Source organism: Streptomyces curacoi (assembly GCF_001513975.1).
Taxonomy (GTDB): Bacteria; Actinomycetota; Actinomycetes; order Streptomycetales; family Streptomycetaceae; genus Streptomyces; species Streptomyces curacoi.
The window spans coordinates 326,793-343,442 of the sequence record NZ_KQ947988.1 but is presented as its reverse complement, the minus strand read 5'-3'; the positions used below and the strand labels follow the sequence as shown (position 1 = coordinate 343,442).

Below are 16,650 nucleotides of genomic sequence, written 5' to 3'. Positions count from 1 at the left end.
CCGCCGCTGCGAGTGCCGGCACCGTCCACCGGTGTCTGTCACACGTCCAGCAGTTCCTGCCGCGGTCCGCTCTCACGGCGGCGCAGCCTCGCCGGTATCCGTGACACGAACGGCCGCAGCACCAGCGCCAGCACCGCCCCGGCCGCCGCGCCAGGCAGTGCCCACCATCCGCCGGCCCCGTCGTCCGCCCGTGCCGCCGAGGCGCCGACCGCCGGGGTCACCGGGGCCGCCGTGTCGGACGAGGTGCCGCCCGTCCGGGCCGGGGCCGGAGCGGGGGCCATCTCTGAGGAGCGCTCACTCGGGGCGCCCATGACGCCCAGCTCCTTCAGCAGCTGCCGCAGCTGGGTGGGCTTCTGGGCCTGGTGCCAGAGGCCGTCGAAGGATCCGGTCGGCTTTGTCGTGGTGTGTATCCAGATGTGCCGACTGCTGGTCGCCAGGTACACATAGTCGACCCGCCAGGGATCCACATCGTGGATCAGCCAGGTGACATTGACCCGGCGGGCAGCCTCCAGCGTGGCCTCCGGGGGCTTGGTGCGCGTCCCCTCGCCCCCGCCGAGGGGGCCCAGCAGCCGCTGCAGCTCCTCGTACTCCTTGTCGCTGTAGTGCAGCGACGCTGTTTCCTCGCTCCCCGGCGACACCACGAGCGCGCTCGTCGGCCCTCCGGCCGGGGCGGGCGAGGCTCCCCACACGACAAGAGCCAGGCTCGCCGCCAGCGTCCCCGTCCACGCGGTCAGTCCACGCACCCTGTCCTTCCACCGGCGCATTTCGAACCCCCGAAGCAACTGATCCGTGCGGCCCGTCCGCGGGCCGCCTGTCACTTCTGGTACACCGCCCGGCCCGCCGGGGTTCCCACTCCGCGCGCCCTATTTCGAGGAGGTACGCGCGCCCTATTTCGAGGAGGTACGCGCCCTACTTCGAGGAGGTACGTGGGCCTATTTCGAGGAGGTCGTCGAAGGGCCGGCCGCCCGGCCCGCGATCGACTCCGCGATCTCCACCGCGCGCTTCTTCGCCGCAACGCCCTCCAGCCGGAGCGTGACCACGCCGTGGCCGCCCGAAGAGGTCCACAGCAGGGTCGGCCCCGCGGTGCGCTTCTGCCAGGTGTAGGTGCCGCCGTGCGGGTCCACCAGCGGAAAGCTCAGCAGGTGCGGCCGGGGGAACCACAGGGCCGGGTCCGGCACTCCGTCACCCGGCGTGTCACCGATCGCGGGCAGCAACACCGGCTGCTCGCGGACCCCCTTGATGAAGCTGGGGTCCAGGCGCGCCCGGAACTCGTCCAGCCGGATCGTGCCCCCTGGCTCACGCCAGCACAGGCTCACCAGGAACCGGTCCCGCGGCAGCGCGCTCACCGTGACCGCGTCCGGCGCCCCCAGCGCCTCGGGCAGCACCGGCGCGAACCCGGCCCGCCGCTCGGCCTCGGCCAGCGAAACGGACCGCCCGCAGCCGGGCACCTCGGCGCCCGGTGAGGGCACCGCCGACGGGTCGTACCGCACCTCGACCCCGGCGAAGCCGAACCAGTCGATGACCGCCGCCCGCACCGGGGGCGTGAGCACGAGCACCGTCAGCAGGCCGCACAGCGCCGCGGTCAGCGAGCGCCACCGCGCCCGTGTCCAGCGCCGCACCGCTCGCAGCCGCTCGGCAGCCCCCGGCGGCTCGGCGACCGGAGCAGGCAGCTGCTGGGCGAGTATCTGCCCCAGCACACGCTCGACCATCGTCTCCGCGCCCTCCGCCGCACCCGGCCCGTCCAGCGAGCGGCCCAGCACCCGCAGCTCCTCGGGCAGCCGAGCCGGGTCGCCGCGACGGCCGCGCTCACCGCCACCGCCACCGCCGCCGAGTCGCCGACCAGGACCGTCGGCGCTTTCGTCCCGCCCGGCGCCGCCCCGCTCGTACGCACGCCGGCCGTCACCCTCGTACGCCCTTCGGCCCTCGCCGTCGTACCGCTCACGTCCGTCGCTCATGCTCATCACCCCCTTCCCGAGGCTGGAAATCCGGCAGCAACCGGCCCAGCTTCCGCAGCGCGCGGTTGAGCCGGGATTTCACCGTGCCCCGGGGCCAGCCCAGGGCCTGGGCCGTCTCGGACTCGTCCATTTCCAGGAGATAGCGGTAGGTGACGACCAGGCGGTGCTCCTCGCTCAGCTTGCCCAGGGCGGCCTGGAGCGCGGCCCGGCGCTCTATCTCCAGCGCGGCCACCGCCGGGTCCGCCGATTCCGGTATCAGCGGCTCCGCCTCCACGAGCGCCGCCTCGCGCCCGGCGAGCGTGCGCTGGCGGGCAGCTGTGCGCACTGTGTTCCTCGTCTCATTGGCGACGATCGCCAGCAGCCATGGCTTGAAAGCCGCGCCGTCCTTGAACCGGCCCAGCGAGCAGTACGCCTTGACGAAGGCCTGCTGCACCACGTCCTCCGCGTCCGCCCCCGCCCCGAGCGCGGCGGCCGCCCTGAGTGCGATGCCCGTGTGAGCCCGCACCAGCTGCGCGTACGCCTCCGGCTCCCCGGCGCGTACGCGTGCGATCACCGCGGCCTCATCGACGATGCGGCCCCCCTCCCGCGTCCTCACACCTTTGTTACACCGCCGGGGACGGATCGGTTCCCATCTGTTCCCGACCAGTTCCGGAGCGGCCTTCGGAACCTGAGAGAATGGTGAGCATGGCCTCTGATCGACCCCGCGTGCTCTCCGGAATCCAGCCCACCGCAGGCTCGTTCCACCTCGGCAACTACCTCGGCGCCGTCCGCCAGTGGGTGGCTCTGCAGGAGACCCACGACGCGTTCTACATGGTCGTCGACCTGCACGCGATCACGGTCCCGCAGGACCCGAAGGAGCTGCGGGCCAACACCCGCCTGGCCGCCGCCCAGCTGCTGGCCGCCGGACTCGACCCCGAGCGCTGCACGCTCTTCGTCCAGAGCCACGTCCCCGAGCACGCCCAGCTCGCCTGGGTCATGAACTGCCTCACCGGCTTCGGCGAGGCCTCCCGCATGACGCAGTTCAAGGACAAGTCCGCCAAGCAGGGCGCGGACCGGGCCTCCGTCGGCCTGTTCACGTACCCGATCCTGCAGGTCGCGGACATCCTGCTGTACCAGGCCAACGAGGTCCCGGTCGGCGAGGACCAGCGCCAGCACATCGAGCTCACCCGCGATCTCGCCGAGCGCTTCAACGGCCGCTTCGGCCAGACCTTCACCGTTCCGAAGCCGTACATCCTGAAGGAGACGGCGAAGATCTACGACCTGCAGGACCCGTCGATCAAGATGAGCAAGTCGGCGTCCACGCCGAAGGGCCTCATCAACCTGCTCGACGAGCCCAAGGCCACCGCCAAGAAGGTCAAGAGCGCGGTCACCGACACCGAGACCGTCATCCGCTACGACGCCGAGAACAAGCCGGGCGTCAGCAACCTGCTCACCATCTACTCGACCCTCACGGGGGCGGGAATCGCCGAACTGGAGCAGAAGTACGACGGCAAGGGCTACGGTGCGCTCAAGACGGACCTAGCCGAGGTCATGGTCGAGTTCGTGACGCCCTTCCGGGAGCGCACCCAGCAGTATCTGGACGACCCGGAGACGCTGGACTCGATCCTGGCCAAGGGCGCGGAGAAGGCGCGCGCCGTCGCCGCGGAGACGCTCTCCCAGGCGTACGACAAGGTGGGATTCCTGCCCGCCAAGCACTGAGCCCGCACCACGGCAGGCGGCCGGAACACTGCTGTACCACCGCACAGCGCTGCACATCACTACGGTTGCGCCTGCCCGCGGCACAGCCGTAGCCGTACAGTCGATAGCCGAGTGGCCGCATCCGTGGCCACTCACGCTCACCGACGGGGCATGAGTGACAACAGGACGAGCTCCTCGCGACCGACGAGCTCACCGACGGACGACAGGAGATGACGTGGGGACCGTAACGATCGGCGTGTCGATCGCGGTCCCGGAGCCTCACGGCAGCCTGCTCCAGGAGCGGCGCGCGGGCTTCGGCGACGCCGCGGCTCACGGCATCCCCACGCATGTCACGCTGCTGCCGCCGACGGAGGTCGACGCCTCGCTGCTGCCCGCGATCGAGGCGCATCTCGCCGAGGTCGCGGCCGCCGGCCGCCCCTTCCCGATGCGGCTGTCCGGTACCGGCACCTTCCGGCCCCTCTCGCCGGTGGTCTTCGTCCAGGTCGTCGAGGGCGCCGAGGCCTGCACCTGGCTGCAGAAGCAGGTCCGCGACGCCTCCGGGCCCGTCGCGCGCGAGCTGCAGTTCCCGTACCACCCGCATGTCACGGTCGCCCACGGCATCGACGACCAGGCGATGGACCGCGCCTTCGAGGAGCTCGCCGACTACGAGGCCCACTGGTCCTGCACCGGCTTCGCCCTCTACGAACAGGGCGCCGACGGCGTGTGGCGCAAGCTGCGGGACTTCGCTTTCGGGGGCGCGGTGGTGCCGCCGCAGGCGGGCCATGCGGAGCGCGGGTCGATTCCCGCGAATTAGCTCCGCCGGCAGGCCGCGACGCGGTGGGTGCCGCGACGGGCGGCTGCCGTGTCGGTTGGGTGCCCCGGCGGGTGAGGGCCGTGTCGGTTGGGTGCCGCGACGGGTGAGGGCCGTGTCGGTTGGGTGCCGCGATGTGTCGTCGATCGTCTGCGGCGCCGTTGTGGCCGGTCGCGCTCGCGCGCCGAGCCGCGTATGGATACAGCCCCGCCCGTCTCCAGGGGCGCCGCCGAACCGAGACCTACAGCGGCAGCCGGCGGAACAGTCCCCTCGGCACATGCCGCAGGGCCGACATCACGACCCTGAGCGTGCCCGGCACCCACACCGTCTCCGAGCGTCGCCGCAGGCCCAGCTCGATCGCCGTCGCGACCGCCTCCGGGGTGGTCGCGAGAGGTGCTTCCGCCAGGTCCGCGGTCATCTTCGACCGTACGAATCCGGGGCGTACGACCATGACGTGGACGCCGGTGCCGTGCATGGCGTCGCCCAGGCCCTGGGTGAAGGCGTCGAGGCCGGCCTTGCTGGAGCCGTAGATGAAGTTGGCCCGCCGGGCCCGCTCGCCGGCGACGGAGGAGAGGACGACGAGCGAGCCGTGGCCCTGGGTCTGCAGGGCGCGTGCGCTGACCAGGCTCGCCGACACGGCACCCGTGTAGTTGGTCTGGGCGACCCGCACCGCGTTCAGCGGCTCCCGCTCGTCGCGTGCCTGGTCGCCGAGGATTCCGAAGGCGAGCAGCACCATGTCGACGTCGCCCTCCGCGAAGACCTTGCCGAGCACCGTCTCGTGGGACTCGGGGTCGAGGGCGTCGAAGGCCACGGTGTGCACGTCCGCGCCCAGGTCGCGCAGCTCGGCCGCGGACTGCTCCAGGGCGGGGGAAGGGCGGCCCGCCAGCCACACCGTGCGGGTACGGCGCGCGATGAGGCGGCGTGCGGTGGCCAGCGCGATCTCGGACGTACCGCCGAGGACGAGCAGGGACTGGGGGATGCCGAAGGCGTCCTTCACGACAGCTCCTAGAGATCCGAGTGATCCGATGCCGGGTTGGTGCCGGGGTGATGGCGGGCGGGATGCCGGGTTGATGGCGGGCGGGATGCCGGGTTGATAGCGGGCGTGATGCCGGGGTGATGGCGGGCGTGATGTCGGCGTGATGGCGGGGGCTACAGGCCGAGGCGGCGGGCCAGGTCGGACACGAACACGCCGCGCGGGTCCACCTTCGCGCGCAGTGCGCGGAAGTCGTCCAGGCGCGGATACATCGTGGCGAGCAGCTCGGGCCGCAGCCTGGAGTCCTTGGCGAGGTAGACGCGCCCGCCCGCCGCGGCGACGTCCTCGTCCAACTCGTCGAGGAGGGCGCCGAGGCCGGGCAGCCCGGCCGGGATGTCCAGGGCCAGCGTCCAGCCGGGCAGGGGGAACGAGAGCCAGCCGGGGTCGGCGTCCCCGAAGCGCTTGAGGACGGCCAGGAAGGACGGGCAGCGCTGTTCCGAGAGGCGGTGCACGATCCGGCGCAGCGTGTCCTCCTGGCCGCGTCCGACGACGAACTGGTACTGCACGAAGCCGCTCCGGCCGTAGATCCGGTTCCAGTGGGGCACGCCGTCCAGGGGGTGGAAGAAGGTGGCCAGTTTCTGCAGTTCGCCGGTACGCGCGCGTGGCGCCCTGCGGTACCAGAGCTCGTTGAACCAGCCCACGGTACGGCGGCTCAGCAGCCCTTCCGGGAGGAAGGAGGGGGCGGCGGGCAGCCGGGAGGGGCGGAAGCCGAGTGGGTCTCTGCGCGCGCGCGTGCCTTCGCGCAGCGCCGCCAGGGGCGCGTGGTCGCCGCGCGTGAGCACCGCGCGTCCCATCGCCGCGCCGCGCGCCAGCAGGTCGATCCAGGCGACCGAGTAGCGGTAGTGGTCGTCGGTTGCGACGAGACGCGCCATCAGGTCGTCGAGGTCCCGCGCGCGTTCCGTGTCGACGGACATCAAGGAGGTCTCGACCGGCTGGAGCTGGACCGTCGCCGTGAGGATCACGCCGGTCAGACCCATGCCGCCGGTGGTCGCGTCGAACAGGGGCGTGCCTCGGCGGACGGTGTGGATCGCGCCGTCGGCGGTGAGGAGCTCCAGCGAGAGGACGTGGCGGGAGAACGAGCCCGAGACGTGGTGGTTCTTGCCGTGGATGTCGGCACCGATCGCGCCGCCGACCGTCACATAGCGGGTGCCGGGCGTCACGGGCACGAACCAGCCGAGCGGCAGCAGAACCTCCATCAGCCGGTGCAGGGAGACACCCGCGTCGCACAACACGGTGCCGCCGTCGGCGTCGATCGCGTGGATACGGTCCAGGCCGGTCATGTCGAGCACCGCGCCCCCGGCGTTCTGGGCCGCGTCCCCGTACGCCCGCCCCAGGCCCCTCGGGATGCCCCCGCGGGCCCCGCAGTCCCGGACGGCGGCCACGGCCTCCTCGTAGCTCCGTGGGCGGATCAGACGGGCGGCAGTGGGGGCGGTGCGGCCCCATCCTGTGACGGAGACGGTGTCGGCAGGCATGTCGGCGACCGTATCGCCCATTTATGAGCGATTAGTTCTGAAACATTCCTTGCCTCCCCGAAATGGGTGATTAATGGGATGTCGCTCAATATTGCCGTAATTCTGGCGGCGTTGGCGTGAACAGTGAGTCCACATGGATCACCTCGACGACATGGACCACCGAAGCCTTCGGGGCCTGGACCGCCGAATCCTTTCAGCGCTCCACGTCCGCGGCCGTGACCCACGTGTCGCCGTGGCCGCGCGGGCCCTCTCCCGGGTGGGCGAACACGGCGCGCTGTGGCTGGCGGCGGGTCTCGCGGGGGCCGCCGTGGACGGTGCGCGACGCGGCGCCTGGCTGCGCGGCACGGCGCTCACCGCGGGTGCGCACCTCGTCAGCATGGGGGTGAAAAGGGTGGTGCGCCGCCCGCGCCCGGCGCATGTCGAGCCCCTCGTGCGCACCATTGGCCGGCACTCCTTTCCCAGCTCCCACGCGACCTCCGCGGCGGCCGCCGCCGTCGCCTACGGCGCGCTCGGCGCGTACGCGATCCCGCCGCTCGCTGCCGCGATGTGCGTGTCGCGGCTGGTCGTCGGCGTGCACTACCCCTCGGACGTGGCGGCGGGCGCGGTACTGGGGGCGCTCACGGCGTGCCTCGGGGCGGGCTGGATGAGGAGAGGGCACGCCGATGACTGAGACCGCGCCCCTCACGAGCGCGGCGCACACCAGGCAGGCCGCGCTCCATGAGCAGCGCACGCCCCCGCGAGGGGCCGCGCCGCCCCCTCGCCCACGCGGCCCCCGCACGCTCTTGAAGGGCCTCGTCAAGACCGCGCGCCCCAAGCAGTGGGTCAAGAACATCCTGGTCATCGCCGCTCCGGCCGCCGCCGGCCGGCTCTTCTCGGCCCACGCCCTGACCCAACTCGCGGTCGTCTTCACCCTCTTCACCGCCTGTGCCGCCGCCGTCTACCTGATCAACGACGCCCGCGACGCCGAAGCGGACCGCGCCCACCCCACCAAGCGGCACCGCCCGGTCGCCGCCGGACAGGTCCCCGTGCCCGTCGCATACGCCGTCGGAGGCGCCCTGGCCGTCCTCGCACCGGCCGCCGCGGCCTGGCTGACCTCACCGGCCGTCGCGGCGCTGCTCGCTGCGTACATCGGCATGCAACTGGCGTACTGCGTCAGCCTCAAGCACGTCCTGGTCGTCGACCTCGTCGTCGTCACGACGGGGTTCCTGATGCGGGCGATGGTCGGCGGGCTCGCGCTCGGCATCCCGCTCTCGCGCTGGTTCCTGATCACGACCGGGTTCGGGGCGCTGTTCATGGTGTCGGCCAAGCGCTACTCCGAGGCCGTGCAGATGGCCGGGAAAGCGGGCGCCACGCGCGCGTTGCTCACCGAGTACACCACCGGCTATCTGCGCTTCGTCTGGCAGTTGGCGGCCGGGGTCGCCGTCCTCGGCTACTGCCTGTGGGCGTTGGAGGAGGGCGGTGTCCCGCACACCAGCGTGCTGCCCTGGCGCCAGCTGTCCGTGGTCGCCTTCATCCTCGCGATCCTGCGGTACGCCGTCTTCGCCGACCGCGGCACGGCGGGCGAACCCGAGGAAGTCGTCCTGCGCGACCGCGCGCTGGCCCTCATCGGGGTGGTGTGGCTGGCGATGTACGGGTTGGCGGTGGCCAATTGGTAGGCACGCGCGCGTGGAGCGACGGAGATGAGCCGACAGGTGCGCGCAATCGGCGGGGCGGACGCGGGGCGACTGGGAGGTGGTTGGGGGTGGGGGGACGTGGAGCGGTGGGCACGTGTGCGGGGGTGGGTGAGGGCGGATCGGTGGGCGCGCAGGCGTGGGTGAGCGCAGGCCCCACACCCGGCCGACGTCAACCCCGGCCCCCGAGAGCCACCCGCCGTGAACTGCTCGGCTTCGCCGCCGTCGGTCTCCTCGCCTACGCCGTCGACCTCGCCCTCTTCACCTGCCTCCGCGGCCCCGCCGCCCTCGACCCCCTCACGGCCAAGGCGCTCTCCTTCGTCGCCGGGTGCTCGGTCGCCTACGCCGGGAACGCCCTCGGCACCTACCGTCACACCCGCCCGCGGGGCCTGCGCCCCTGTGCCGTCTTCTTCGCGGTGAACATCGCCGGAGCGGTCGTACAGCTCCTGTGTCTCACCGTGAGCCACTACGGCCTCGGCCTCACCTCCCAGCGCGCGGACACTGTTTCCGGTGCGGTAATCGGGATGGCGCTGGCTACGGTCCTGCGGTTCTGGGGCACTCGGACATTGGTCTTCCGCGTGGAGGGCAGAGTCGGATCATGGACTGGCTGAAGAAACTCCCGGTAGTCGGGCCGCTGTTCACCCGGCTGGCGACCACGCACGCGTGGCGTTCGTACGAGCGCATGGACCGCGTGAAGTGGACACGGCTGGCCGCCGCGATGACGTTCACCAGCTTCATCGCGCTCTTCCCGCTGCTGACCCTGTCCGCCGCGGTGGCCGCCGCGACGCTCAGCGAGAAGCAGCAGGCCACGCTGGAGGGCAAGATCGCCGACCAGGTGCCCGGCATCTCCGAGCAGCTCGACATCGACACCCTGGTCCAGAACGCCGGCACCGTCAGTCTCATCGCCGGCGCCGTGCTGCTGTTCACCGGCATCAGCTGGGTCGGCTCCATGCGCGAGTGCCTGCGCGCGGTGTGGGAGCTGCCCGACGACGAGGAGAACCCGGTCCTGCGCAAGGCCAAGGACGCGGGCGTCCTGGTGGGCCTGGGCGGCGCGGTGCTGGTGACGATCGTGGCCTCCACGATCGCCAGCGCCATGGTCGGCTGGATCACCCGGCAGATCGGCATCGACGAGGGCGGCCTGGGCGGGGCGCTGCTGTACATCGCCGCGTTCGCCGTCGCCGTACTCGCCGACTTCCTGGTGCTGCTGTACGTCCTGACCCTGCTGCCCGGCGTCGAACCGCCGCGCCGCCGTCTGATGGTGGCCGCACTCATCGGCGCGATCGGGTTCGAACTGCTGAAGCTGCTGCTGAGCGGTTATATGCAGGGCGTGGCCACGAGGAGCACGTACGGCGCCTTCGGCGTGCCCGTCGCCCTGCTGCTGTGGATCAACTTCACCGCGAAGCTGGTGGTGTTCTGCGCCGCCTGGACGGCGACGCAGAGCAAGGAGGTCGAACTCGCCGACGCCCCCGAGGACTCGGACGGGCAGGAGGACACCGGCGAGTCCGAAGCCTCGGACGGGTCCGAAGGCACACACGAGTCCCAAGGCCCAGGCACGTCCCAAGTCCCAGGCAGGTCCCAAGTCCCAGGCACGTCCCAAGTCCCAGGCACGTCCCAAGGCCCAGGCAAGTCCCAAGGCCCAGACGGGCCCGACCACCCCGGCGGGCCCGCCAAGCCCGGGCTCAGGGGCGGTTCCGACGGCGCACCAGGTCGGGCAGCGGCCACCGGCGGTTGATCAGGAACGCGCCCGCCGCGAGCAGCACCAGCAGCCCGCCGGTGATGCCGAGCGCGACGCCGATGCCGCTCGACCCGGTCGCGGCCGAGGCACCCACCGCCGGCTTCGCGGACTCCCCGGAGTTCCCGGCGCCACCGGCTTCCCCGGAGTCGTTCGCACCCGGCTGGGCGCCGGGCTGCGCGGCGTTCTTCGGCGGCACCAGCTCACCCACCGGCTGCACCTTGCCGGCCGCCTGGAAGCCCCAGTCGAAGAGCCTCGCGGTCTCCTTGTAGACCTCGTTGTGCTCGTTCTTCTCCGGGTTCATGACGGTGACGAGCAGCACCTTGCCGTTGCGCTCGGCGACCCCGGTGAAGGTGGCGCCCGCGTTCGTCGTGTTGCCGTTCTTGACGCCCGCGATGCCCTGGTAGACGGGGATGTCGCTGTCCCCGGCCAGCAGCCGGTTGGTGTTCTGGATCTCGAAGGACTCGCGGACCTGCTTGCCCTTCTTGTTCTTCTTCGTCTCGCCCGGGAACTTGGCGGTGACGGTCGAGCAGTACTCGCGGAAGTCCTTCTTCTGGAGCCCGGAGCGGGCGATCAGCGTCAGGTCGTACGCCGACGAGACCTGGCCCGGAGCGTCGTAACCGTCGGGGGAGACGGCGTGCGTGTCGAGGGCCTGCAGCTCCTCGGCGTGCTCGTTCATCTCCTCGACGGTGTTCTTGATCCCGCCGTTCATCTTCGACAGGACGTGCACCGCGTCGTTGCCCGAGCGCAGGAAGACCCCGAGCCACAGGTCGTGGACGGTGTACGTCTCGCCCTCCTTGATCCCGACCAGGCTGGAGCCGGCCCCGACGTCCGCCAGGTCGGAGGGGACGACCTTGTGCTCGGTGGTCCTCGGGAACCTCGGCAGCACCGTGTCGGCGAACAGCATCTTCATGGTGCTCGCCGGCGCCAGCCGCCAGTGCGCGTTGTGCGCGGCGAGCACATCGCCGGACTCGGCGTCGGCGACGATCCAGGAGCGGGCGCTCAGGTCCTTGGGCAGGACGGGGACGCCGCTCGCGAGGTCGACCTGGGTGCCGGGTTGTCCCAGCCGCTCGCCGCCCACGGTCGACATGTTCGCCGGGGGAGTGGCCGAGGGGCTCGTACTCGGTGACGGCTTGGGAGCCGCGTGGGAGACGGGCGCGGTCAGCGCCAGGGACGACAGGACGGCGGAAGCGACCAGCAGGGATCGCCTGACGGTCTTCTTGGGTGCGGGCACGACCGAGAACGTACATGCCCTTCCCATGGAAGTCCCGCTTCCGACCCCACCCCGCTCGGGGAACCGGGCACGTGACGGTGATACTGAAGCCATGAAGCTCAGCCGCCCCGTCTCCTGGTTCCTGCTCGCCTTCGGGGTGTGGAGCTGGGTCATCTGGGTCACTTTCGTCAAAAACCTGATCAAGGACAGCAGCGGGCTCGCGTTCGAGGACGGTCACCCGACGGCGTACTTCTGGGTGCACCTGCTGCTCGCCGTCGTCTCCTTCGTATTGGGGACGGTCATCGGGGTCATTGGGTTGCGCGGAGTGCGCGCACTGCGCCGGACGTCATAGGAACTCGACCGGAGCCCGGGACGTTCACCCAGCACGCAACGGAAAGGGAACGTCGGCGTGGTCATCGTCTTCGCACTCGTCGCACTGCTCGTGCTGTCCGCCCTGGTGGCGGGCAACTGGCTGGTGTGGCGCCGACTGTTCCGCGACACGACCCGCGGTCCCGGATTCGTGCGCCGCGCGGGCGCGGTGGTGATCGCCGGCGGATGGGCACTGACGGTCGCGGCCTTCGTCGCCGAACGCGCGGGCGCGCCCTTCCCGCTCCAGCAGGTCCTGGCCTGGCCGGGCTTCCTGTGGCTGGCCCTGTCGATATACCTGCTGCTGGGTGTGCTGGCGGGTGAAGTCGTACGACCCCTGCTGCGGCGGTGGGTCGAGCGGCGTGCGCGCGCCGAGGAAGCCGTCCCCGAGCCGGAGCTGCTGCCGGTGGGAGTGACGGCGGCCATGTCACCCGCCGCCGAGCCGGCCGCCCCCCAGACCGCGCCGCCCGCCTCCGGCCCGGCCCCGGCCCCGGTGCCCGTGACGGGCCTGGACCCGGCGCCTACGACCGGCCAGGGCCCCGCATTCACGACAGCCCTGTCCCCCTCGCCCCAGACCGGCTCGGCCCCGTCGTTCACGCCCGCCCCTGCCCCTGGACCTGCGCCTACCCCTACCCCCGCCCCGGACTCCGCCGACCCGTCACGCCCTCTGGCCACCCCCACCCGCCGCCTCTTCGTCTCCCGGGTCATCGCCGGCGCCGCCGCCGCGGCCGCCGTGGGAACCGTCGGCTACGGCACCTACGGCGTTCTGCGCGGCCCGCAGGTGAAGCGGGTCACCGTCCCCCTGGCCAAGCTCCCGCGCGCGGCGCACGGTTACCGGATCGCGGTGGTCAGCGACGTCCACCTGGGTCCCGTCCTGGGCCGGGGCTTCGCCCAGAAGGTCGTCGACACGATCAACGGCACCCAGCCCGACCTCATCGCGGTGGTCGGCGACCTGGTGGACGGCAGCGTGAAGGACCTCGGCCCGGCGGCGGCTCCGCTCGCCCAGCTGAGAGCACGGCACGGAAGCTTCTTCGTCACCGGCAACCACGAGTACTTCTCGGGAGCCGAGCAGTGGGTCGAGGAAGTACGCCGCCTGGGCCTGCGCCCCTTGGAGAACGGCCGCACCGAACTGCCCCACTTCGACCTGGCCGGTGTCAACGACGTCGCGGGGGAGAGCGAGGGCCAGGGCCCCGACTTCGCCAAGGCCCTCGGCGACCGGGACAGAGCACGCGCGTGCGTGCTCCTCGCCCACCAGCCGGTCCAGATCCACGACGCCGTCGACCACGGTGTCGACCTCCAGCTCTCCGGCCACACCCACGGCGGCCAGCTCTGGCCCGGCAACCTCGTCGCGGAGTTGGCCAACCCGACCCTGGCCGGCCTGGAGCGGTACGGCGACACCCAGCTGTACGTCAGCCGGGGCGCGGGCGCCTGGGGCCCGCCGACACGCGTGGGCGCCCCGTCGGACATCACGGTGATCGAGCTGGCGTCCCGTCAGGCTTGAGGCGCCGGACCCGCCGGTCGCCGCGTCCCGCGCCGCCTGTGTACGGCCTGTGAAACCTGCCGGAAACACCCGTAGGTAAGTTCTTTCCCATGTCGTCAGAATCCTCTTCCCCCTGATGAAACAGGTGTGATTAGGTGTGCGCGCCACTTAGGGGAGTGGCGCAAAATCACTGCTTCACGCGGGGCCCCGTCGAGGGCCGGGGAGAGGGCACACCCATGCGTTCGGTTCGCATGCGGATTCTCGCGACGCTGCTCGTGCTGGCGGCCGTGGGAGTGGGCGGCTGGCAACTGCTGCCGTCGCAGGACGACGAGAACAGGACCATCGCGGTCGGCACGACGGACGCCGTTACGTCGCTCGACCCGGCCGGCGCCTACGACGCGGGCTCCTGGGCGCTGTTCAACAACGTTTTCCAGTCACTGCTGACCTTCGAGCCGGGCGGTGTCACACCCGTGCCGGACGCGGCCCGAAGCTGCGCCTTCGTAGGGTCGGGTCTGAGCACCTATCGCTGTGAACTGCGCGAGGGGCTCACCTTCCCGAGCGGGCGGGCGATGACCGCGCAGGACGTCAAGTACTCCTTCGACCGGGTCAAGCGGATCAAGTCGGACGTCGGCCCGTCCGCCCTCCTGGACACCCTCGCCTCGGTGAGCGCGAGCGGACGTACCGTCACCTTCCATCTGTCGTCGCCCGACGCCACGTTCCCGCTGAAGGTGGCCACCGGGGCGGGCGCCATCGTCGACCGCGACAGGTACCCGGCCGCCGCTCTGCGCACCGACAACGCTGTCGACGGCACAGGCCCGTACACCCTGACCGCGTACACGAAGGGCAAGAAGGCCGTCCTCGCGCCCAACACGCACTACAAGGGCGCCCTGAAGGACACCGGGAGCCCGGTCGAACTGCGCTACTACGCCGACGCGGACGCCCTCGACGACGCCTGGAAGGCAAAGCGGGTCGACGTCGCCACCCGCACCCTGCCGCCGCAGGTCCTGGCCGCCCTGAACGCCGCCGATCCGGGCCAGCGTGTCTCGGAGGCCGACAGCTCCGAGATCCGCAACCTCTACTTCAACACGCGCGCGGGTTCGCCGCTGCACGACGTCCGGGTCCGGCAGGCCATGGCCTGGCTGATCGACCGCGAGCGGCTGGCGGCCACCGTCTACAAGGGGACCGTCGACCCGCTGTTCTCGCTGATCCCGACCGGCATCACCGGCCACACGACGTCGTTCTTCGACGCGTATCCCAAGCTGAACCCCGCCAAGGCGCGCGTCCTGCTCTCCGAGGCCGGTGTGAGCCTGCCCGTCCGCTTCACCTACGGCTACGCCACCGGCCGCGGCGCCGCCGCCGAGGAGGCCGCGGAGATCAAGCGGCAACTGGAGGCGAGCGGCCTGTTCAAGGTGACGGTCAAGGGCTACGAGTGGACCGACTTCCAAAAGCGCTGGGCGAGCGGCAAGCTCGACGCGTACGCCGTCGGCTGGGTCGCCGACTTCCCCGACCCGGACACCTATGGCGGCCCGCTCGTCGGCGCCGACGGCACCATGAACACCGGGTACCGCAACAAGACCGTCGACCGGCTGATCGCATCCAGCCAGCAGTACGCCGACCGCAGCGAAGCCACACGGGACTTCCGGTCGCTGCAGGAGGCCGTCGCCCACGATGTCCCGGTCATCCCGCTGTGGCAGGCCAAGGAGTACGTGGTCACCAGTGAGGACGTCGGCGGTGGCCAGTATCTGGCCGACGGCACCGGTGTGTTCCGGCTCTGGCGCCTCAACTGGATCTGACGCGATCTCGCGGCCTTGACAGTTCCCCCGCTGATGCCGGGGACCCACTCGGCACTGCACCATGTGACGGAGGTGTGGGCGGGGTGAGGAGCAGACGTGTTGAGACGCAACGCCTTCCGGCTGCCCCGGCACCCGGCGTCCGTCGGTCTCGCCCGGCGCCGGGTCCGGGACCACCTGGCCGACTGGGGGCACACGCCACGGGACCCGGCGCTGGAGGACGCGGTGCTGCTCGTCTCCGAGCTGGCCACCAACGTCGTACGCCACGGCCCTCTCGTGGAGCGCGAGTTCGAGGTCGCCGTGACCGCGCTCGCCGACGGCTCCTGCCTGATCGAGGTGTCGGACGAGGGGCAACTCGAGCCGCGACTGCGCATGGTGGGGAACTTCGAGGAGGCCGGCCGCGGCCTGCACCTCGTGGAGAACCTGGCCGCGGCGTGGGGGGTGTGGGGCCGGGGACGACACGGGAAGACGGTGTGGGCGCTGATCCTCGTCGACGCCGGCGCCGACGAGCGGGACGCGGCCCCGCGTGGAGGCGCCGTCGACTGACCGCCGCCACGAGCTCTCAGGGCCGCTCGTCCGGGGCGGGCGCCCCCTTCTCGACGCCCTTCTTCTTGTCCGCCTTCCCCTTCACCTTCTCCTCCTCCTTCACCTTCTCCTCCTCCTTGGCCTTCTCCTCCTCCTTGGCCTTCGCCTCCTCCTTGGCCTTCTCCTTCTCCTTCGCCGGATCCGGCATCACCTTCGTCATCCCCGGCAGGAAGTCCGTGAACAGCTCGTGCACCTCGCGCACGAGCGGCCGCAGCACCCGGAACCGAGCCAGTGCGACGCCCCGCGCGGTCAGCCGGGCACCCCGCTCGGCGAGCCGGTAACTGCGCTCGCGGCCCTCGGTCCGGTCGAAGATCCAGTACAGGACGAGCCCCATCTGGGAGAGCCACATCAACTCGGGCAGGACGTCCCGGAGCTCCTCGGGCACCTTGGTCTTCGTGGCGCCCGCCAGTACCTGCCGATGGACGCTGATGGCCTCCACGCGCGCGTGCTCCGACTCCGGGGAGAAGGGGCTGAGCGGGCTGTCGGGATCGGCGGCGTTCTTGAAGAACTGCACCGCGAACTCGTGGTACGGCGTGGCGATGTCCAGCCATGCCTTCAACACGCCCGCGAGCCGCGCCTCCAGGTCGGTCTCCCGGGCCAGGACCGCCCGGACCGCCACCTGGTGCTCGGCGGCGATCCGGTCGTAGAAGCCCTGGATCAGGTGTTCCTTGCCCTCGAAGTAGTAGTACGCGTTGCCGACGGAGACCCCGGCCTCCTGGGCGATCGCCCGCATCGTCGTCTTGTCGTAGCCGCGCTCCTGGAACAGCCGCATGGCGGTCTCCAGGATCAGCGCACGGGTCTGCTCGGACTTGCTGGGCGCGTCGCCCTGTTCAGGGCTGTCGTTCTTCGAGGGCACGGAACGAGAG

17 protein-coding genes are annotated in these 16,650 nt (G+C 71.4%); 10 read left to right on the top strand and 7 right to left on the bottom strand.

Going from position 1 to position 16,650, the window contains the following annotated elements; all coding sequences use genetic code 11:
* Nucleotides 1–38: 38 nt before the first annotated feature.
* The 3 genes from AQI70_RS18260 to AQI70_RS18250 form a co-directional block, all read right to left on the bottom strand.
* Nucleotides 39–743 carry a hypothetical protein gene (locus tag AQI70_RS18260; protein ID WP_244181710.1) on the bottom strand — a complete coding sequence of 235 codons (705 nt, stop codon included), beginning with the start codon at nt 741–743 and terminating at the stop codon, nt 39–41.
* Between the two features lie 189 nt (nt 744–932).
* Nucleotides 933–1,955: a hypothetical protein gene (locus AQI70_RS18255; protein WP_425264621.1), complete on the bottom strand. Its 1,023-nt coding sequence runs from the start codon at nt 1,953–1,955 to the stop codon at nt 933–935.
* Nucleotides 1,939–2,550, bottom strand: coding sequence for an RNA polymerase sigma factor (locus tag AQI70_RS18250; RefSeq protein WP_208607391.1), 612 nt, complete (start codon nt 2,548–2,550; stop codon nt 1,939–1,941). Before AQI70_RS18250 ends, AQI70_RS18255 begins: the two co-directional genes overlap by 17 nt.
* A gap of 89 nt (nt 2,551–2,639) precedes the next feature.
* Between AQI70_RS18250 and trpS the strand changes: the two genes are divergently transcribed.
* A complete protein-coding gene (trpS, locus tag AQI70_RS18245) occupies nt 2,640–3,653 on the top strand; it encodes a tryptophan--tRNA ligase (protein WP_037886953.1) in 1,014 nt (337 codons plus the stop codon).
* Nucleotides 3,654–3,867: 214 nt separating this feature from the next.
* Nucleotides 3,868–4,446 carry a 2'-5' RNA ligase family protein gene (locus AQI70_RS18240; protein ID WP_062150927.1) on the top strand — a complete coding sequence of 193 codons (579 nt, stop codon included), beginning with the start codon at nt 3,868–3,870 and terminating at the stop codon, nt 4,444–4,446.
* Between the two features lie 238 nt (nt 4,447–4,684).
* On the opposite strand, the gene dprE2 is transcribed toward AQI70_RS18240, so the two are convergent.
* Both dprE2 and dprE1 read right to left on the bottom strand, forming a co-directional pair.
* On the bottom strand, nt 4,685–5,440 hold the full coding sequence (gene dprE2 / locus AQI70_RS18235; protein ID WP_062150924.1) for a decaprenylphospho-beta-D-erythro-pentofuranosid-2-ulose 2-reductase: 756 nt from the start codon (nt 5,438–5,440) through the stop codon (nt 4,685–4,687).
* A gap of 152 nt (nt 5,441–5,592) precedes the next feature.
* Nucleotides 5,593–6,948, bottom strand: coding sequence for a decaprenylphosphoryl-beta-D-ribose oxidase (gene dprE1, locus AQI70_RS18230; RefSeq protein ID WP_062151943.1), 1,356 nt, complete (start codon nt 6,946–6,948; stop codon nt 5,593–5,595).
* A gap of 133 nt (nt 6,949–7,081) precedes the next feature.
* Between dprE1 and AQI70_RS18225 the strand changes: the two genes are divergently transcribed.
* The 4 genes from AQI70_RS18225 (at nt 7,082) to AQI70_RS18210 (ending at nt 10,350) form a co-directional block, all read left to right on the top strand.
* Complete coding sequence (locus tag AQI70_RS18225) at nt 7,082–7,618, top strand: phosphatase PAP2 family protein (protein ID WP_062150921.1); 537 nt, start codon at nt 7,082–7,084, stop codon at nt 7,616–7,618.
* The gene (locus AQI70_RS18220) at nt 7,611–8,603 is read left to right on the top strand and encodes a decaprenyl-phosphate phosphoribosyltransferase (RefSeq protein WP_062150918.1); all 993 of its coding nucleotides are present in this window, start codon (nt 7,611–7,613) and stop codon (nt 8,601–8,603) included. The genes AQI70_RS18225 and AQI70_RS18220 overlap by 8 nt, the downstream gene beginning before the upstream one ends.
* Before the next feature lie 158 nt (nt 8,604–8,761).
* Entirely contained in the window at nt 8,762–9,229 is a 468-nt protein-coding gene (locus AQI70_RS18215) for a GtrA family protein (protein WP_062151940.1), read from the top strand.
* On the top strand, nt 9,217–10,350 hold the full coding sequence (locus AQI70_RS18210) for a YihY/virulence factor BrkB family protein (protein WP_079051352.1): 1,134 nt from the start codon (nt 9,217–9,219) through the stop codon (nt 10,348–10,350). The genes AQI70_RS18215 and AQI70_RS18210 overlap by 13 nt, the downstream gene beginning before the upstream one ends.
* Here AQI70_RS18210 and AQI70_RS18205 read toward each other — a convergent pair.
* On the bottom strand, nt 10,298–11,584 hold the full coding sequence (locus AQI70_RS18205) for a D-alanyl-D-alanine carboxypeptidase family protein (protein WP_062150916.1): 1,287 nt from the start codon (nt 11,582–11,584) through the stop codon (nt 10,298–10,300). The two genes, AQI70_RS18210 and AQI70_RS18205, sit on opposite strands and share 53 nt — an antisense overlap.
* A 91-nt stretch (nt 11,585–11,675) precedes the next feature.
* Here AQI70_RS18205 and AQI70_RS18200 point away from each other — a divergent pair, with 91 nt between their 5' ends.
* The 4 genes from AQI70_RS18200 (at nt 11,676) to AQI70_RS18185 (ending at nt 15,745) form a co-directional block, all read left to right on the top strand.
* A complete protein-coding gene (locus AQI70_RS18200) occupies nt 11,676–11,915 on the top strand; it encodes an SCO4848 family membrane protein (RefSeq protein WP_003998640.1) in 240 nt (79 codons plus the stop codon).
* Nucleotides 11,916–11,972: 57 nt separating this feature from the next.
* Nucleotides 11,973–13,430: a metallophosphoesterase gene (locus AQI70_RS18195; protein WP_062150913.1), complete on the top strand. Its 1,458-nt coding sequence runs from the start codon at nt 11,973–11,975 to the stop codon at nt 13,428–13,430.
* A gap of 215 nt (nt 13,431–13,645) precedes the next feature.
* A complete protein-coding gene (locus AQI70_RS18190; RefSeq protein WP_062150910.1) occupies nt 13,646–15,202 on the top strand; it encodes an ABC transporter substrate-binding protein in 1,557 nt (518 codons plus the stop codon).
* 96 nt (nt 15,203–15,298) lie between these two features.
* Entirely contained in the window at nt 15,299–15,745 is a 447-nt protein-coding gene (locus AQI70_RS18185) for an ATP-binding protein (RefSeq protein ID WP_062150907.1), read from the top strand.
* Between the two features lie 16 nt (nt 15,746–15,761).
* Here the strand turns inward: AQI70_RS18185 and AQI70_RS18180 are convergent, their stop codons facing one another.
* A complete protein-coding gene (locus AQI70_RS18180; RefSeq protein WP_079051350.1) occupies nt 15,762–16,640 on the bottom strand; it encodes a TetR/AcrR family transcriptional regulator in 879 nt (292 codons plus the stop codon).
* Between the last annotated feature and the right edge of the window lie 10 nt (nt 16,641–16,650).